The organism is Mesorhizobium sp. 10J20-29 (assembly GCF_054130485.1).
In genome coordinates this window covers 2,934,272-2,951,662 of sequence record NZ_CP199156.1, presented here as the reverse complement: position 1 = coordinate 2,951,662, position 17,391 = coordinate 2,934,272, and the positions used below count along the sequence as shown (strand labels likewise).

Here is a 17,391-nt window from a genome sequence, read left to right as displayed (position 1 = left end):
TTCGATGCGCGCCCAGCCAAGGTCATCGCACTACATCAACGGCCGTTTCGTCGATGACGAGCGCGGTGCTTCTATCCCGGTCATCTACCCGGCGACCGGCGAGACCATCGCCATGCTGCATTCGGCGACCGAGAACATCGTCGAGCTCGCCGTCGAGGCGGCGCGCGAGGCGCAGCCCGCCTGGGCGCGGCTGAAGCCGGTCGAGCGCGGACGCATCCTGCGCCGCGCCGCCGACCTGCTGCGCGCCCGCAACGCCGATCTCGCGCGGCTCGAAACGCTCGACACCGGCAAGGCCCTCCAGGAGACGCTGGTTGCCGACGCCCCGTCGGCCGCCGATTGCCTAGAATATCTCGGCGGCGCGGTCGCCGCCTTCACCGGCGACTATGTCGATCTCGGCGGCCCCTTTGCTTACACCCGTCGCGAAGCGCTGGGCGTCTGCGTCGGCATCGGCGCCTGGAATTATCCGATCCAGATCGCCGGCTGGAAGTCGGCCCCGGCACTCGCCATGGGCAACGCCATGGTGTTCAAGCCCTCCGAGAGTACGCCGCTGTCGGCACTGGCACTCGCCGAGATCTACACCGAGGCCGGCCTGCCGGACGGGCTGTTCAACGTCGTGCAGGGCTATGGCGACGTCGGCGCTGCCCTTGTCGGCCACGACGTCGTCGCCAAGGTCTCGCTCACCGGTTCGGTGCCGACCGGCCGCAAGGTGATGGCGCTGGCCGGTTCGAAGATGAAGCACGCCACCATGGAGCTCGGCGGCAAGTCGCCGATCCTCGTCTTCGACGATGCCGACATCGAGAACGCCATCGGCGGCGCCATGCTCGGCAACTTCTATTCGACCGGGCAGATCTGCTCCAACGGCACCCGCGTGTTCGTCCAGAAAGGCATCCACGACCGATTCGTCGAACGCCTGGTCGAACGCACCAAGACCATCCGCATCGGTGACCCGCTCGACCCGGAGACGCAGATGGGTCCGCTGGTCAGCAGGGCCCATCACGAGAAGGTCCTGTCCTATGTCGGCATCGGCCGCGACGAGGGCGCAACGCTTGCCTGCGGCGGCGGTGTGCCGTCGCTGCAGGGTTTCGAGAATGGCTGTTTCATCGAGCCGACGGTATTCACCGGCGTGCGCGACGACATGCGCATCGCGCGCGAGGAAATCTTTGGCCCGGTGATGAGCGTGCTCGCCTTCGACGATGAGGACGAGGTCATCGAGCGCGCCAACAATGTCGAGTTCGGCCTTGCCGCCGGCGTCTTCACGCGCGACCTGCCGCGCGCCCACCGCGTCGTCAACCAGTTGCAGGCCGGCACCTGCTGGATCAACGCCTACAATCTGACGCCGGTGGAAATTCCGTTCGGCGGATTCAAGCAGTCGGGCATCGGCCGCGAGAACTCGCTGGCCGCGCTCGAGCACTATTCCCAGCAGAAGTCAGTCTATGTCGAGACGGGCGACGTCGACAGCCCCTACTGATCGGTCTCGGTCGTCCCGTCGATATACTGCATCAGCGCATTGACGAGGTGGTAGAAGATGCTGGCCGGCACCTCCGTCGCCATCGACATGCCGCGCTCGTCGATCTGGTCGATCCACATGCCGAGCGGCGCCGGCTCGATATGCCAGCGGAAGAGCCGCGCCACGCGCGTCTCGATCTCCGGCTTGAGGTCGGGGCCGCCGGTGCCGTCGAGCGCGATCGCGGCCTTGATGGCCTCGGTCTGCGGCCAGCTGCGCGACACCCGGTCGAGCGGCAGGCCCTGGCGCGACACCGCGCCGTAGGCCAGGCCCGTGGCCCGGTTCAGCCCGTTGGCGATCGCCGAGGCATAGAGCTTGCGGGCATAGGGCAGCATCTCCGGCTGCCGGCTCTTCTGGACAAATTCGACGAGCAGCGAGGCCCACTCGAAATGATGGCCGGGTTCGGTCCAGTCGCCGTCCTCGCCGGGCAGCACCCGCCAGTCATCGCCGAAATACTCGCCGAGTGTCCAGCTGTCGGGATCGAAGAAGTGGTCCCGAAACAGCGCAACGATCTCCTCGGCGCGTCGCAGATAGTCCATGTCGCCGGTCGCCGTGTGCCAGGCGAGGAACGCCTCCAGCATGTGCATGTGCGGGTTGGAGCGGCGCGGACCCGCGCGCTCCGGCGTCTCGAAGAAGCCACCCGCCCGGTCGTCCTTGAGATGGGCGTCGAGGAAGGACAGCGTCTCCTGGCCAAGGCTCAACGCATCGGGATTGCCGCAGCGATGCGCATGAGCCAGCGCCAGGAGCACGCAGGAATGGTCGTAGGCGTCCTCGGTCGCATCGAGAATGGCGCCGTCAGGAGCCATCGTGCGCGCCCAGCCGCCGTTTTCGGTGCGGCCGTTCCTCGCCATGAAGTCGAGCCCGTGCGACACGAGCCGGTCGGCCGGACCGTCCCAGCCGCGCTGCTTGGCCACCGCGAAGGCATAGACCTGGCGTGCCATGGTGCGCATGCGCTTCGGCTTCATCAGGGGCGTGCGGTCCATCGCCAGCGCTTCGTGGAAGCCGCCATGCACCTCGTCCACGCCCGCTGTCGACCATAGCGGCAATGTCTCGCGAAAGAGCCAGTGGCGCACCCGCCGCCGCCACGCGCCCGGCACCAGTATCGGGTCGGGCGATGGCGTCACCTTGGTCTCCAGCCGGCCGCTCTTTTCGAGCTGCTGCACGATCTGCTTGACGTGCTGGCTGCGATCGACCGGCGCGACGAAGGTCACATCTGGCGTCGCGACGACAGCCACGTTCTTCAGGCCAATCGCGGACAGCAAGCCGCCGTCGGAGCGGAAATAGGAATTCTCGCAATCGATGGCGACGACGTCGCCGACGATGACGTTGCCGTTCTCGTCGGCCGGGCTGGCGTCGAGCAGCGACTGCCAGGAGCCAAGGTCGTTCCATTCGAAGCCTGCCGGCACCATGGCGATACCGCCGAGCTTCTCGATGATGGCGTAGTCGACCGAGTTCGAGGGGATGGCGTTGTAGAGATCGAGCGGCATGTAGAGCCCGGAACTGTCGGTCGTCGCCGCCTTGTGGGCCCTTTCCGCCGCGTCCCAGACCTCCGGGTCGTGCTCCTTGAAGGCCTCGCGCATCGCCGAGGCCTTGAACAGGAAGATGCCGGCGTTCCAGTAGTAGGAGCCGTCGGCGACATAGGCCTGCGCCGTTTCGAGGTCCGGCTTCTCGACGAAGCGCGAGACGTCGAGCACGCCGCCATCGCCCTTTGCTTCGATATAGCCATAGCCGGTCTCGGGATGGTCGGGCCTGATGCCGAAGACCACGACGCGGCCATCATCGGCCGCCGGAATGCCCTTCTCGACCGTCTCCCAGAACCGTTTCTCGGTCGAAATCTCATGGTCGGACGGCACCACCAGCACCAGTGCGTCGCCATGCTCGGCAAGCGTCTGCAGCGTGGCGATGGCGACGGCCGCCGCGGTATTGCGGCCGACCGGCTCGAAAATCGCCGCCGAGCCCGACATGCCGAAACCCTCGAGCTCGTCATGCAGCCGCTCGGCATGGCGCTCCGAGGCGATCAGATGCACCGGTGTCGGTGCCCAGTCGCGCGCCTTCAGCCTGCGGATGGTCTTCGCCAGCATCGACCCGTCGCCGACGAAATCGTGGAACTGCTTCGGGTTGTCCTCGCGCGACAGCGGCCACAGCCGCGAGCCGACGCCGCCGCTCATCACGAAGCTGACGATAGGATCTTTCATGGAGGCTTCCGTCCGGTCCGGCATCATCAGAAGGTCTGGTTGTATTCGCCGACTTCCGGGCTCTTGCGCAAGACCGCGTCGATCGCTTCGAACATCTCGCGGCGGCGCTCCGACGACACGGGGCTTTCCACCACCACCACCATCTCGGGCTTGTTGGACGAGGCGCGGATCAGGCCCCAGGTGCCGTCCTCGGCGACCACGCGCACGCCGTTGACGGTGATCAGCTCGACGATCTTCTGGCCGGCGAAGCTATCGCCCTTGCCCTTCATCGCCTCGAAGTCGGCGAGCACCCGCTCGACCACCTGGTACTTCTTGTCGTCGTCGCAATGCGGCGACATGGTCGGCGTGCCGAAGGTTTGGGGTACCGCCGCGTAGAGTTCGGCCATCGACTTGCCCGGGTTGCGGTCGAGCATCTCGCAGACGGCGATCGCCGTCACCAGCCCGTCGTCATAGCCGCGGCCGATCGGCGGGTTGAAGAAGAAGTGGCCCGACTTCTCGAAGCCGGCAATCGCATCGAGCTCGGCGACGCGCCGCTTGATGTAGGAATGGCCTGTCTTCCAGTAGTCGGTCTTGGCGCCGTTTGCCTGCAGGACGGGGTCGGTGTTGAAAAGGCCGGTCGACTTGACGTCGACGACGAACTGGCTGTCGGCATGAAGCGCCGAGATGTCTCGCGCCAGCATGACGCCGACCTTGTCGGCAAAGATCTCGTTGCCGAGATTGTCGACCACGCCGCAGCGGTCACCGTCGCCATCGAAGCCGAGCCCGACATCGGCGCCTGTCTCCAGCACCTTGTCTCGAATGGCGTGCAGCATCTCCATGTCTTCCGGGTTCGGATTATAGCGCGGGAAAGAGTGGTCGGGCTCGGCGTCGAGCGGGATCACCTCGCAGCCGATGCGCTCGAGCAGTTCGGGCGCAAAGGCGCCTGCCGTGCCATTGCCGCAGGCGGCAACGACCTTCAGCTTGCGCTTGATCTTCTTGCCCTCGGCAAGGTCGTCCAGATAGGTCTGCCTGAAGTCCGCGACGAACTCGTAGCTGCCGCCGCCCCTCAGGTCGAAGTCGCCGCCGAGCACGATGTCGCGCAGCGCCGACATCTCGTCCGGACCGAAGGTCAGCGGTCGCTGCGCACCCATCTTCACGCCGGTCCAGCCGTTCTCGTTGTGCGAGGCGGTGACCATCGCGACCGAGGGGGCGTCGAGCGCGAACTGCGCGAAATAGGCCATCGGCGACAGCGCCAGCCCGACATCCTTGACGCGCGCGCCGGCAGCCATCAGGCCCGACACCAGCGCCAGCTTGATCGCCATGGAATAGCTTCGGAAATCGTGCCCGGTGACGATATCGGGCCCGGCGCCAAGCCGCTGGATCAGCGTTCCGAGTCCCATGCCGAGCGCCTGCACGCCGATCAGGTTGAGGTCGGGCTCGCGTTCCGATCCCGGATGCCCGAACCACCATCGCGCGTCATATTCGCGAAAGCCCGAGGGCTTGATCAGCGCGCTGGTCTCGAAGGCAAAACTGTTCGGGCGGGCATCGGAAACGATCTTGAACGACAACGGCTACGGGTCTCCTGTTTGGTATTTCCGAGCGTCGGCAAAGCCGGCGCAAGGCACGGGCATAACCCTGTATAGGCAGCATCGTTCCAGCTTCAAACCAAATTCCGGGGCCAATGCTGCAATTGCGAAATGTTTCACGGAAAGGCTGAGCTTTGGCGCTTGCAGGATCGAGAGGCGGCGGCTATAAGCCCGCGTCTGGTCACGGAGTGTAGCGCAGCCTGGTAGCGCACGTCGTTCGGGACGACGGGGTCGCAGGTTCAAATCCTGCCACTCCGACCAGAAAAATCAATGACATTGCTGTCGATCGAATACTTGCGCGCGCAGAAGCGTGCAATGGAATACCGCTGCCCGTGAACGATCAATAGCTGTCGCATCGACTACAATAAGCGTTCGGTCGGCTCGATCTTTTGATTTGCCTGGCGCCCTCTCTGACACTATAGGCCGGTGCGAGTGCAACTCCCGGTCGTGCGCATCGATGCTGCCTGCAGGCTCATGCTTCGCCGGATAGAATAAGTCCTGCAGTGCCTGAAAGATGCCGGATGAGTGATCTTTTCGACCAAGTATATACGCGAGTCTGCCACGTCAAGCAGGGCTATGAAGACCGCGAAGAGCACATCCGCCGGGAGTTTGCGGCACGCGGCGTACCGGTTCACTTCTACCTCGACCACGACATCCCGGACATCGACCCGGCTCGGCTCGACGCTGCGCCAATGCGGCCTGGCGAATACTCCATCGCTCTGAAGCACATCGGCGTGTGGCGCGATTTCCTTAGGTCCGGAAAGCCCTATTGCCTTGTTTTCGAGGATGACGTCTTTCTCGCAAGCGACTTCGTGCATAAACTCGCCGCTTGCCTCGGCGAGCTCGGCGACCCCGATCGCCTGGCTGCCGTCTATCTCGGCAATGGCTGCAACTACTACATCGCCGCGAGCGACCTCGAGCCCGGTCGCCATCTGTATCCCGCAACGACCAGCCGATGCGCGGATTCCTATCTGATCACGCGCCCTGTCGCCGAGGCCCGACTTGAATGGCTTTCGCGCAACGACATGACCCGCGGCATCGATCACCAGATCAATATCATCGATGCGGAAGCCGGCGTTGAAGTGCTGTGGTTCGAGCGACCGATCGTCGAACAGGGCTCTCAGAACGGGGCGTTCAAGAGCTCGCTCAACGGGAAAACCAGACCGTTGTGGATGCAGCGCGTCGAATGGGCCTGGAAGCGGATGCTGCGGCAGGCGCGTGGAAAGGTCGATCCGCGCATGTCCAAACCTACGCAATCAGCCTGAACCGCGTCTGGTCGAGCGCTGCCGCCATCAGTTCCTGCGTGTAGGTCTCGCGCGGCCGATCGAAGATCGCCTCTGTCGGTCCCTCCTCGACGATCCTGCCCTGCTTCATCACCACGATGTAGTCGGCCATGGCGCGCACGACGGCGAGGTCGTGGCTGATGAACAGATAGGACAGGTCGTGCGCAGCCTGCAGGTCGCGCAGCAGGTCGACGATCTGCTTCTGCACCGAGCGGTCGAGGGCAGAGGTCGGCTCGTCGAGCACGACGATCTTCGGCTTCAGGATGATGGCGCGGGCAATCGCGATGCGCTGGCGCTGGCCGCCGGAGAACTCATGCGCGTAGCGGTTGCGCATTGACGGGTCGAGACCGACCTCGCGCAGCGCCTCGACGGCGCGGGCGTCGCGCTCGGCGTAGCTCAGCGAGGGCTCGTGCACCAGGAGCCCCTCGGTGATGACCTGGCCGATCGTCATGCGCGGCGACAGCGAGCCGAACGGATCCTGGAACACCAGCTGCAATTCGCGGCGCAGCGGCCTCATCGCCTCGCGGTCGAGCGGCGCGATATCGCGCCCGTCGAAGCGGATGACGCCCTCGCTCGGCAGAAGGCGCAGCAGCGCGCGCCCGAGCGTCGACTTGCCGGAACCGGACTCGCCGACGACGCCGATGGTCTGGCCCTTCTTCAGCGCCAGCGAGATGTGGTTGACGGCGCGCAGCAGCATCGGCTGGCCCTGCAGGAACCCGCCGCCGATCTTGAACGTCACCTCGACGTCGCGACCTTCCAGCAGCACCGGCGCGGATTGCGCGGGCGCAGCCTTCCGGCCGGTTGGCTCCGCTTCCAGAAGCATTTTGGTATATTCGTGCCTGGGCGCAGTGAAGAGCGCATCCGTCGCGCCCTCCTCGACGATCTCTCCCTGCCGCATGACATAGACGCGGTCGGCCAGCCGCCGCACGATGCCGAGATCGTGCGTGATGAAGACGATGGCCATGCCAAGCGTACGCTGCAGCTCGGCAAGCAGCGTCAGGATCTGCGCCTGCACCGTCACGTCCAGCGCCGTCGTCGGCTCGTCGGCGATCAGAATGTCGGGGTCGTTGGCCAGCGCCATGGCAATCATCACGCGTTGCCGCTGGCCGCCCGACATCTCGTAGGGATAGGATTTCAGGCGTCGCTCGGGTTCGGGAATCCTGACCAGCTCAAGCAGCCTGAGCGCCTCCTTGCGCGCATCGGCGTGCGACAGTTTCCGGTGCCGCCTGATCGGCTCGATCAGCTGATTGCCGATGGTGTAGAGCGGATCGAGCGACGTCATCGGCTCCTGGAAGATCATGGTGATCTTGCTGCCGCGTATGCCGTCCATGCCGGCGCGGTCGAGTTCGAGCAGGTTCTGGCCTCGGTAGTCGACGTGGCCGCTCGCCCTGCCGTTGGAGGCAAGCAGCCGCATCGCCGCCATCATGGTCTGGCTCTTGCCCGATCCGGATTCGCCGACGATGGCGACGGTCTCGCCGGCATCGACATGCAGGCTGATGCCCTTCACCGCATCGACCCTGCCGTCGAGCGTGTCGAAGCCGACATGCAGGTCCTTGACCGACAGAATGGTTTGTCCAGCCATCTCAGCGATCCTTCGGGTCAAGCGCGTCGCGCAGGCCGTCACCGACGAAATTCAGCGCGAACAGCGTCGAAACAAGAAAGAAGGCGGGATACATCAGCATCCAGTTGGCCGAGCCGATGTTCTTGGCGCCGGCCGAGATCAGCACGCCCCAGCTCGTCATCGGCTCCTGCACGCCGAGCCCAAGGAAGGACAGGAAGCTCTCCAGGATGATCACCTGCGGCACCAGCAGCGTCATGTAGATGACGACGACGCCGAGCAGGTTGGGGACGATATGGCGCTGCAGGATGCCGCGGCGCGTGACGCCCAGCGCCTCGGCCGCCTGGACATATTCCTGGCGTCTTATCGACAGCGCCTGGCCGCGCACGATGCGCGCCATGTCGAGCCACAGCACCGCACCGACGGCCAGGAACATCAGCACGAAGTTGCGGCCGAAGAACACCACCAGCATGATGACGAAGAAGATGAAGGGCAGCGAGTAGAGCACGTCGACGATGCGCATCATCACCTCGTCGGTCTTGCCGCCGATGAAGCCCGCCGTCGCGCCATAGACGACGCCGATGGCGACTGCCACCACGCCGGCGAGCAGGCCGATGGCCAGCGAGATGCGACCGGCCATCAGCGTGCGGGACAACAGGTCTCTGCCCGTATTGTCCGTGCCGAATAGGAAATACTGCTGCTTGATTGCCGCGCTCATCACCATTTCCAGCCCGTCCGGCGCCATGCTCTCGACCCTGGCGTCGTCGAACGTGTCGGAGCGGTCGAGATAGCGGATGTTGCGCTCGTCGAGCTTCTTCGACCCGGTCACCGTTACGGTGATCCGGTCGCCTTCCTGCTGCCAGGACTTCAGCTCGACGCGCATGCGTTTCACTGCATCGCCAAGCGCCGTCTCGACCATGTCGGCTTTCGGATAGGCGGTGATGCTCGGCGGCGTGCGCACGTAGTCGGGATAGATGGTGGTGTAGAGATGCGGCACGAAATAGGGCCCCGCGACGCAGAGCACCGTCACGAACAGCAGGTAGTAGAGGCTGACCATCGCCGCCTTGTTGGCCTTCAGCCTGGCCCAGGCGTCGCCCCAGAAGGAGCGCCCCTGGACTGCTTGCTCGATCGCCGCGTCAGTCATAGCGCACCCTCGGGTCGACCACCGCGTAGAGTATGTCGACGATCAGGTTGAAGAGGATGGTGAAGACGGCGATCACAACGACGGTGCCCATCACCAGCGTGTAATCGCGGTTCAGCGCCGCATCGACGAAATAGCGGCCGACACCCGGAATGGCGAAGATCGTCTCGACGATGATCGAGCCGGTCAGCAGCGCTGCGGCCGCCGGACCTGCATAGGAGATGATTGGCAGCACAGCGCCGCGAAGGGCGTGCTTGACGACGACTGACCAGCGCGACAGGCCGAGCGCGCGCGCCGTGCGGATGTGGTGGGCGCGCAGCGACTCGATCATCGAGCCGCGCATCAGGCGCGCCACGATGGCGATCTGCGGCAGCGACAGCGTCAGGACCGGGCCGATCTTGTTGAGCAGCGCGCCGTCGTTCCAGCCGCCGATCGGCAACAGGTTCCAGGTCAGGCCGAAAACAAGCTGGATCACCGGCGCTATGACGAAGCTCGGGATCGTGCTGCCGGCGGTCGCCGTGGCGATGACGGCGTAGTCGCCTGCCTTGTTCTGGTTGAGCGCGGCAATGATGCCGAGCGTGCCGCCAACCAGCAACGCCAGCGTCAGCGCGGCAGCGCCGAGCTGGATCGAAATCGGCAGGCCGTTGGCGAAGAGTTCGCCGACAGTGAAGTCCGGCAGGTTGTAGCTCGGGCCGAAATTGCCGTGCAGCAGGTTGTTCAGATAGTGCACATATTGCAGCCAGATCGGGTCATCGAGGCCGAATTGCGCCTCGAGGTTGGCCTTGATCTCGGGGCTCAATCCCCGCTCCTGATTGAAGGGACCGCCGGGCGCCACGCGGATCAGGAAGAACGCAAGGGTGACGATGACGAATAGCGTCGGGATGGCGGTCAGAAGCCGCCGGAACACGTAGATCAGCATGTTGGCCTTTTCCTGTCCTTAAATGCCGCCGCCCCCCGGTTGACGCGGGAGGCGGCGCTACGGTCCAGGATCAGTCCTTGCTGATGAAACGCGTCGGGTGACGGTCCATGACGTTCTCATCGAAGCCATGGATCTTGTCGGAGACGAGGTTCTTGTAGCTGTAGTAGAGCAGCGGGATATTGCCGAGTTCGTCGACCAGCACGCGCTCCGCCTCGGCCAGCAGCTTCATGCGCTCTTCCGGCTTGCCGCCGGCTGCCGCCGCCTGCTTCATCAACTCCTCGAACTTCGGATTGTTGAAGTCGGAGTAGTTGTTGCCGCTTGCCGCCACCGAGATGCCGAGGAAGGTCTCGGGATCCTTGTAGTCGGCGATCCAGCCTGCGCGAGCGACGTCGAAATCGCCCTTCTGCTCGAGGAAGCCGTAGTGGGTCTTGGTGTCGGTGTTGAGCAAGGTCACCTCGACGCCGAGCGGCTTGAGCTGCTCCTGGATCGCGACGGCGGTGTTCTTGTGGTTTTCCGAGGTGTTGTAGCGGATCTCCATCTTCAGCGGATTCTCGGGCGTGTAGCCGAGCTTTTCGAGGATTTCCTTGGCCTTGTCCTCGCGATCGATCTGCGACATGTCGGCGTAGGAAGCGACAGCCGACTCGTAGCCGGTGATGCCGGGGGGCACCATCGAATAGCCGGGCAGCATCGAGTTCTGCCACACCTTCTCGGCGATGAAGTCGCGGTCGATGGCCATCGAGATGGCGTTGCGCAGCTCGGCATTGTCCCACGGCGCCTTGGTCGTCTTGACGGCGTAGTAGTAGGTGCCGAGATAGGGTCCGATGCGCAGCTGGTCGCCGAACTTCGCCTGCAAGTCGGCGAGCTGCTCGGTCGGGATGTCGTCATTGCTGTCGAGCTCGCCGGCCTCGAAGCGCTTGACGGCGGTCGAGCGGTCCTCGGTCGGGAAGTAGTTGACGACGTCGATCTTCACATTGTCGGCGTCATAAAATTTCGGGTTCTTGATCAGCTTGATGTGGTCGTTAGGCACGAATTCGGCGAGCGTGTAGGCGCCGTTCGAGACGAGGTTGCCGGCCTTGATCCAGTCGGCACCCATGCTCTCGATGGCCTTGCGGTTGACCGGATAGGCCGCCTGATGAGTCAGCATCTCGATGAAATAGGGCGTCGGCGACTTCAGCGTCACCTCGAAGGTGTTGGCGTCGACAGCCTTCACGGCGAGCTCTTCCGGCTTCATCTTGCCGGTGTTCACTTCCTCGCCGTTCTTGATGACGTAGAGCATCGAGGCATATTCGGCGGCAGTCGCCGGATCCTGCAGGCGCTGGAACGAATAGACGAAGTCGTCGGCGGTGACGGGGCTGCCGTCGGACCAGACCGCGCCTTCGCGCAGCTTGAAGGTGTACACCGTGCCGTCGTCCGAAACGGTCCAGCTTTCCGCCGCGCCCGGGATGGTCTCGGCATTCTGGTCCTCGGTCACGAGGCCAAGGAACAGGTCGCGCAGGATGTGCGCCTCGTAGACGGTCGAGGTCTTGTGCGGGTCGAGCGACTCCGGATCGGCCGAATTGCCGCGATTATATACTGTCTCCGAAAGTGCGGGCGTAATAAAGGCGCCGCCTGCAAGGAGTAGACTGGAGGCGAACACCGTCGCCCTGAGCAGCCTGTTCAGCATTTCAAGTTCTCCCTTGTTGACGTGTCCCCTCAGAACACGTTTTCGGCTGTTTTGACGCCCGAAAACCGGTCTCTCCGGCATTCTAGGGCGAACTGGTAAGGCGCGAGCCTTCCAGTCATGGACCGGACACTAGACAGGTGCATTTGCAAATTCAACAGACGACTGAATGACCCAAGGTAGCGTCAGCGAATCCCGGCCGTTTTGCTTGCCGTCAACTCTGAAATCCGCCGGACGGCGGTGCTTTTCGCGCACTTTTTTTTCGACTGTCAGCCGAGCGGCCGACCGACCAGCACGCCCAATGGCGGCAGTTCCACCGTGTCGTGCACTGTGCGGCCCTCACCGTCGAGCAGCATCTCCAGCGTGCCGATGCCGGGCGGCAGCGGCCATTCGACGGGCTCCCCGCCGAAGTTGAAAGCGCAGAACAGCCGCTCGTCGCCGCTGTCGCGCCAGAAGGCCAACACGTTCTCCGGCGCGTCGAGGAAGGCGATCGAGCCCAGCCGCAGCGCCGGACGGTCTTTTCGAAACGCCAGTACCTCGCGGTAGCGCGCGAGCACCGAGTGCGGATCAGCCTCCTCGACGTCCACCGCGCGTGCCCGGTGCTCCGGCGGTATCGGCAGCCAGGGCTTTGCCGTCGAGAAACCGGCATTCTCTGCCCCCGCTTCCCAGGGCATCGGCGTGCGGCTGCCGTCCCTGCCCTTGAAGCCCGGCCAGAAGCGGATGCCGAATGGATCGCGCAGGTCCTCGAAGGCTATTTCCGCCTCGGTCAGGCCGAGCTCCTCGCCCTGGTAGAGGCAGATCGAACCGCGCAGGCAGGCAAGCAGCGCGATCGAGAAACGCGCCACCGCGTCGGTGTCGCCGCCCGGCGGCGTCCAGCGCGAGACATGGCGCACAACGTCGTGGTTGGAGAAGGCCCAGCAGACCCAGCCGTCGGCGACGGCCGCCTCGAAGGCCTCGACGCAGCCGCGCACATGGGCGGCCGAGAATTTCGGTCCCAGCAGGTCGAAGGTGTAGCACATGTGCAGCCTGTCGCCGCCCCGCGTATAGGCGGCCACCGTCTGCAGCGACCTGTCTTCGTCGCCGACCTCGCCGACCGAGGCGCGCGCCTCGTATTCGTCGAGCAGCGCGCGGAACCGCTTCAGGAACTCGACCGTCTCGGGCTGCGTCTTGTCGAAGAGATGCGACTGGAACAGGTAGGGATTGGTCTCGTCGATCGTGCCGGCCACGCTTTCGGCGAGCGGCGGATTGTCCCGCAGCCAGCGGTCATGCGCGTAGTAGTTCACCGTATCGAGCCTGAAACCGTCGACGCCGCGGTCGAGCCAGAAGCGCATCGCGTCGAGCAGCGCCTCCTGTACCTCCGGGTTGTGGAAGTTGAGGTCGGGCTGCGAGGCAAGGAAATTGTGCAGATAGTACTGCCGGCGCGTCGAATCCCATTCCCAGGCCGGGCCGCCGAAAACCGACAGCCAGTTGTTCGGCGCCGTGCCGTCGGGCCGCGGATCGGCCCAGACATACCAGTCGGCGCGCGGATTGGCGCGGCTCGCTCGGCTCTCGATGAACCAGGGATGCCTGTCGGAGGAGTGCGACAGCACCTGGTCGATGATCAGCTTCAGCCCGTGGCCATGCAGTTCGGCAACCAGCGCGTCGAAGTCCTCCAGCGTGCCGAAGGTCGGATCGACCGCCCTGTAGTCCGAGACGTCGTAGCCCATGTCGGCCATCGGCGACTTGAAGAAGGGCGACAGCCAGACCGCATCGACGCCGAGCGCGGCGATGTGACCGACCCTTTGCGCTACGCCCTTCAGGTCGCCGGTGCCGTTGCCGGACAGGTCCTGGAAGGAGCGCGGGTAGACCTGGTAGATGGCGCAGCCGCGCCACCAGTCGCCGTCCGGCCTGTCCTCGTCCATCAGCCTTTCCCCTTCGCCTTGGCAATCGTCTCGGCGGCGAATGCGACGCTGCGGCCCGTCACCTGCCAGTCGCCCCGCCCGTCTTCATCCGTCGTCGCCAGCCGCTCCCATGCATGGCCGGCGCGGACGGGGAGCGCGAAGGTGACGTCGGCGCGGTCGCCGTTGATCATCACTGCGATACGTTTCGTCTTGCCGCCCGCGTTGCCGAGAACCATCGTTAGACGCCGTCTCTCGTGCTCCTCCCAGAGCTCCGCCGTCATCGGTGCGCCGGTTTCGCTCAGCCATTCGACGTCGGCCACCTCCGCGCCGGGAAGCAGGTCGCCGGTCAGGAAGTGTGTGTCCGTCAGCGCCGGCATGTCCTTGCGCATCGCCGCCAGGGCCGCCACGAAATCCTCCAGTCCTGTGTCGCGCCCGGCCCAGTCGAGCCAGGTAATGGCGTTGTCCTGCGCATAGGCATTGTTGTTGCCGCGCTGGGTGCGGCCGAACTCATCGCCCGCCGTCAGCATGATGGTGCCGCGCGAGGCAAAAAGCGTAGCCAGCAGCGCCCGCGCGTCGTTGCGGCGCTGGCCGGCAATCTGCGGGTCATCGATCTCGCCTTCCACGCCGTTGTTCCAGGACAGGTTCTCGTTGTGGCCGTCGCGGTTCTGCTCGCCATTCGCCTCGTTGTGCTTGCGCTCATAGCTTACGAGGTCGGCGAGGGTAGCGCCGTCATGCGCCGCGATGAAGTTGACGCTCCTTGACCTCAGCGCATTGCGGTGGCGAAAGACGTCCGACGAACCCGCGAGCCGGGTTGCCAGCGCGCCTACCATGCCATGGTCGCCGCGCCAGAAGCGCCTGATGTCGTCGCGATACTTGTCGTTCCACTCGAGGAACTCGTTCGGAAAATTGCCGAGCTGGTAGCCGCCATGGCCGATATCCCATGGTTCGGCGATCATAACCCGGTCCTTCAGCACCGGGTCGTTGTGGATCGCCAGCAGCAGGTTTGCCTTGCGGTCGAACCCATCCGCGGTGCGTCCGAGCACCGGGGCCAGGTCGAAGCGGAAGCCGTCGACGCCGGTGTTGAGGACGAAATGGCGAAGCGCGTCGAGCACCAGTTCCTCGACGATCGGATGGTCGCAGGCCAGCGTGTTGCCGGTGCCGGTATCGTTGACCAGATGCACCGGACCGTCGCCCTGGTGGCGGTAATAGGCCAGGCTGTCGAGGCCGCGCATCGACAGCGTCGGGCCTAGGGCATCGCTCTCGCCGGTATGATTGAAAACGAGGTCGAGGATGGTGCCGATGCCCGCCTCGCGCAGCGCCGCCACCGTCGAACGCAGCTCAGCGACACCGCCCGGAGCCAGCCGCGGATCGAGCGCCATCAGCGTAACCGGATTGTAGCCCCAGCTGTTGGAGAGGCCGAGCGGCGGCAGATGACGCTCGTCGATCCAGGCCGTCACCGGCATCAGCTCGACGGCCGAAACGCCGATTTTCTTAAGATGCCTGATCGCCGTCGGATGGGCCAGCGCACCGATCGTCCCCCTGATCTTCTCCTCGATGTCCGGGTGGCGCATGGTGAAGGCGCGCACCGATAGCTCGTAGATGAAGCCGCCGGGTTCGAATAGTGGACGTCCCATCGACACGGGTTCTGGGGCAGCCCATGCGATTGCCTTCGGCACGAGCTTTGCCGGATCGCCGCCCTCGCCGCGGCGGCGCGACAATTCCGGGCTGTAGGCGAAGGGCCGGTCGATCTCTACGGCATAGGGATCGACAAGCAATTTTTCGGGGTCGAACCACAGGCCGCGCTCCGGCGCGTAGGGCCCGTCGGCGCGAAAGCCGTAGCGCGTTCCGGCCTTCAGGTCGGGCACCGTCAACGAGAATGTGCCGTCCGCCGCGCGCGCCATTTCCAGCCGCGCGGTCTCTTCCTCGCCGCTGGCGTCGAACAGTGCCAGCCAGACCCGTTCCGCGGCCCCCGACCAGACGGCAAAGCGTATGCCCTCCTTGCCGACCTGCGCGCCGAAGCGCGGCGCGTGGCCGCCCGGCGCTCGACCCGGAGTCATCAGGTGATGACGCTTGGCGCGTCGCGCCCGGTATGGCTGCGGATGCCGGCGATGTCGTCGGCGGCGGCGATCAGCTCGGCCAGCGCTTCCTGCGTGTCGATGTCGTGGCGGTCGGGATCGGGTTCGTAGCGTTCCACATAGAGCCGCAGCGTCGCGCCCGATGTGCCGGTGCCCGATAGCCTCAGCACGACGCGCGAGCCGCCCTCGAACAGGATGCGGATGCCCTGGTGCTCGCTCACCGAGCCGTCGACCGGATCATGGTAGGCAAAATCGTCGGCGGCGGCGATCGTCATGCCGCGCACCCTGGTGCCGGGCAGCGACTTGAGCTTGGCGCGCAATTCGCCGACCAGCGCGTTGGCGCGCTCGGACTCGACCTCCTCGTAGTCATGGCGTGAATAGTAGTTGCGGCCGTAGGTCGCCCAGTGCTTCGTCACGATGTCCTTGGCACTCTCGCCGCGCACCGCGAGAATGTTCAGCCAGAGCAGCACCGCCCAGAGCCCGTCCTTCTCGCGCACGTGGTCGGAACCGGTGCCGGCGCTCTCCTCGCCGCAGATCGTCGCCATGCCGGCGTCGAGCAGATTGCCGAAGAATTTCCAGCCGGTCGGCGTCTCATACATGCCGACGCCCATCTTCTCGGCCACCCGGTCGGCCGCCCCGCTGGTCGGCATCGAGCGGGCGATGCCCTTCAGCCCGTCCTTGTAGCCTGGCGCCAGGTGCGCGTTGGCGGCAAGCATCGCCAGCGAATCCGACGGCGTGATGAAGATGCCCTTGCCGATGACCAGGTTGCGGTCGCCGTCGCCATCCGACGCCGCGCCGAAATCGGGTGCGTCCGGTCCCATCATCTCGTCGTAGAGATGCTTGGCGTGGACAAGGTTCGGGTCGGGATGGTGGCCGCCGAAATCCGGCAGCGGGTGGTAGTTGCGCGAGGTGCCGTCAGGCGCGCCCAGCCGGTGTTCCAGGATTTCCTTGGCGTAGGGGCCGGTCACCGCATGCATGGCGTCGAAGCGCATGCGGAAGCCCCCGGCAAACATCCTTCGGATCGCGTCGAAGTCGAACAGGCTCTCCATCAACTCGGCGTAGTCGGCAACCGGATCGACGACCTCCACCGCCATGCCGCCTGCCGACGTGGTCGCGATGGTGTCGATATCGACCGGGTCGAAGTCGGCGATCCTGTAGCGGCTGATTGTCTTCGTCCGCGCGAAGATCGCGTCGGTCAGTTTCTCCGGCGCGGGCCCGCCATTGTCGGCATTGTACTTGATGCCGAAATCCTCGTGCGGTCCGCCTGGATTGTGGCTCGCCGACAGGATGATGCCGCCGAACGCCTTGCGCTTGCGGATCAGGTGCGAGGCGGCCGGGGTCGACAATATGCCACCCTTGCCGACAATGACGCGGCCGAAGCCGTTGGCGGCGGCCATGCGGATGGCGGTCTGGATCACCTCGCGGTTGAAGTAGCGGCCGTCGCCGCCGATCACCAGGTCCTTGCCGTCGAAGCCTTCGAGCGCGTCGAAGATCGACTGGATGAAGTTCTCGGCGTAGTTCTCCTGCTGGAAGACGGGCACCTTCTTGCGCAGGCCCGACGTGCCGGGCTTCTGGTCGTCATAGGGTTTGGTGTCGACGGTCCGGGTCATG

Annotated in this window: 11 protein-coding genes and 1 tRNA gene; 3 read left to right on the top strand and 9 right to left on the bottom strand. The window is 65.0% G+C overall.

What is annotated here, in order from left to right:
- The first annotated feature begins 4 nt into the window (after positions 1-4).
- Positions 5-1,468 carry a betaine-aldehyde dehydrogenase gene (gene betB / locus ACT2BZ_RS14060; RefSeq protein ID WP_457935761.1) on the top strand — a complete coding sequence of 488 codons (1,464 nt, stop codon included), beginning with the start codon at positions 5-7 and terminating at the stop codon, positions 1,466-1,468.
- Here betB and ACT2BZ_RS14055 read toward each other — a convergent pair.
- Entirely contained in the window at positions 1,462-3,699 is a 2,238-nt protein-coding gene (locus ACT2BZ_RS14055; protein ID WP_457935760.1) for an AGE family epimerase/isomerase, read from the bottom strand. The genes betB and ACT2BZ_RS14055 overlap by 7 nt on opposite strands.
- Positions 3,700-3,725: 26 nt before the next feature.
- Complete coding sequence (locus tag ACT2BZ_RS14050; protein WP_457935759.1) at positions 3,726-5,246, bottom strand: phosphomannomutase/phosphoglucomutase; 1,521 nt, start codon at positions 5,244-5,246, stop codon at positions 3,726-3,728.
- Positions 5,247-5,448: 202 nt separating this feature from the next.
- On the opposite strand from ACT2BZ_RS14050, the gene ACT2BZ_RS14045 reads away from it, so the two are divergent.
- Positions 5,449-5,525, top strand: a tRNA-Pro gene (locus ACT2BZ_RS14045).
- Between the two features lie 260 nt (positions 5,526-5,785).
- Entirely contained in the window at positions 5,786-6,529 is a 744-nt protein-coding gene (locus tag ACT2BZ_RS14040; protein ID WP_457935758.1) for a glycosyltransferase family 25 protein, read from the top strand.
- Here the strand turns inward: ACT2BZ_RS14040 and ACT2BZ_RS14035 are convergent.
- The 7 genes from ACT2BZ_RS14035 to ACT2BZ_RS14005 form a co-directional block, all read right to left on the bottom strand.
- Positions 6,513-8,129 carry an ABC transporter ATP-binding protein gene (locus ACT2BZ_RS14035; RefSeq protein WP_457935757.1) on the bottom strand — a complete coding sequence of 539 codons (1,617 nt, stop codon included), beginning with the start codon at positions 8,127-8,129 and terminating at the stop codon, positions 6,513-6,515. The two genes, ACT2BZ_RS14040 and ACT2BZ_RS14035, sit on opposite strands and share 17 nt — an antisense overlap.
- 1 nt (position 8,130) lies before the next feature.
- The gene (locus tag ACT2BZ_RS14030) at positions 8,131-9,249 is read right to left on the bottom strand and encodes an ABC transporter permease (RefSeq protein WP_457935756.1); all 1,119 of its coding nucleotides are present in this window, start codon (positions 9,247-9,249) and stop codon (positions 8,131-8,133) included.
- A complete protein-coding gene (gene oppB / locus ACT2BZ_RS14025) occupies positions 9,242-10,165 on the bottom strand; it encodes an oligopeptide ABC transporter permease OppB (protein ID WP_457935755.1) in 924 nt (307 codons plus the stop codon). The genes ACT2BZ_RS14030 and oppB overlap by 8 nt, the downstream gene beginning before the upstream one ends.
- A 70-nt stretch (positions 10,166-10,235) precedes the next feature.
- Positions 10,236-11,828, bottom strand: a complete 1,593-nt coding sequence (locus ACT2BZ_RS14020) for a peptide ABC transporter substrate-binding protein (protein WP_457935754.1) — start codon at positions 11,826-11,828, stop codon at positions 10,236-10,238.
- A gap of 266 nt (positions 11,829-12,094) precedes the next feature.
- Positions 12,095-13,726 carry a beta-galactosidase BglA gene (gene bglA, locus ACT2BZ_RS14015; protein ID WP_457935753.1) on the bottom strand — a complete coding sequence of 544 codons (1,632 nt, stop codon included), beginning with the start codon at positions 13,724-13,726 and terminating at the stop codon, positions 12,095-12,097.
- Complete coding sequence (gene glgX / locus ACT2BZ_RS14010; RefSeq protein ID WP_457935752.1) at positions 13,726-15,762, bottom strand: glycogen debranching protein GlgX; 2,037 nt, start codon at positions 15,760-15,762, stop codon at positions 13,726-13,728. The genes bglA and glgX overlap by 1 nt, the downstream gene beginning before the upstream one ends.
- Positions 15,762-17,390 carry an alpha-D-glucose phosphate-specific phosphoglucomutase gene (locus ACT2BZ_RS14005; RefSeq protein WP_457935751.1) on the bottom strand — a complete coding sequence of 543 codons (1,629 nt, stop codon included), beginning with the start codon at positions 17,388-17,390 and terminating at the stop codon, positions 15,762-15,764. The genes glgX and ACT2BZ_RS14005 overlap by 1 nt, the downstream gene beginning before the upstream one ends.
- Position 17,391 lies beyond the last annotated feature (1 nt).

What these genes read in the sequence shown, in the direction of transcription:
- betB (WP_457935761.1), top strand. Translation starts at nt 5, where the DNA reads ATGCGCGCCCAGCCAAGGTCATCGCACTACATCAACGGCCGTTTCGTC.
- ACT2BZ_RS14055 (WP_457935760.1), bottom strand. Translation starts at nt 3,699, where the DNA reads ATGAAAGATCCTATCGTCAGCTTCGTGATGAGCGGCGGCGTCGGCTCG.
- ACT2BZ_RS14040 (WP_457935758.1), top strand. Translation starts at nt 5,786, where the DNA reads ATGAGTGATCTTTTCGACCAAGTATATACGCGAGTCTGCCACGTCAAG.
- ACT2BZ_RS14035 (WP_457935757.1), bottom strand. Translation starts at nt 8,129, where the DNA reads ATGGCTGGACAAACCATTCTGTCGGTCAAGGACCTGCATGTCGGCTTC.
- ACT2BZ_RS14030 (WP_457935756.1), bottom strand. Translation starts at nt 9,249, where the DNA reads ATGACTGACGCGGCGATCGAGCAAGCAGTCCAGGGGCGCTCCTTCTGG.
- oppB (WP_457935755.1), bottom strand. Translation starts at nt 10,165, where the DNA reads ATGCTGATCTACGTGTTCCGGCGGCTTCTGACCGCCATCCCGACGCTA.
- ACT2BZ_RS14020 (WP_457935754.1), bottom strand. Translation starts at nt 11,828, where the DNA reads ATGCTGAACAGGCTGCTCAGGGCGACGGTGTTCGCCTCCAGTCTACTC.
- bglA (WP_457935753.1), bottom strand. Translation starts at nt 13,726, where the DNA reads ATGGACGAGGACAGGCCGGACGGCGACTGGTGGCGCGGCTGCGCCATC.
- glgX (WP_457935752.1), bottom strand. Translation starts at nt 15,762, where the DNA reads ATGACTCCGGGTCGAGCGCCGGGCGGCCACGCGCCGCGCTTCGGCGCG.
- ACT2BZ_RS14005 (WP_457935751.1), bottom strand. Translation starts at nt 17,390, where the DNA reads ATGACCCGGACCGTCGACACCAAACCCTATGACGACCAGAAGCCCGGC.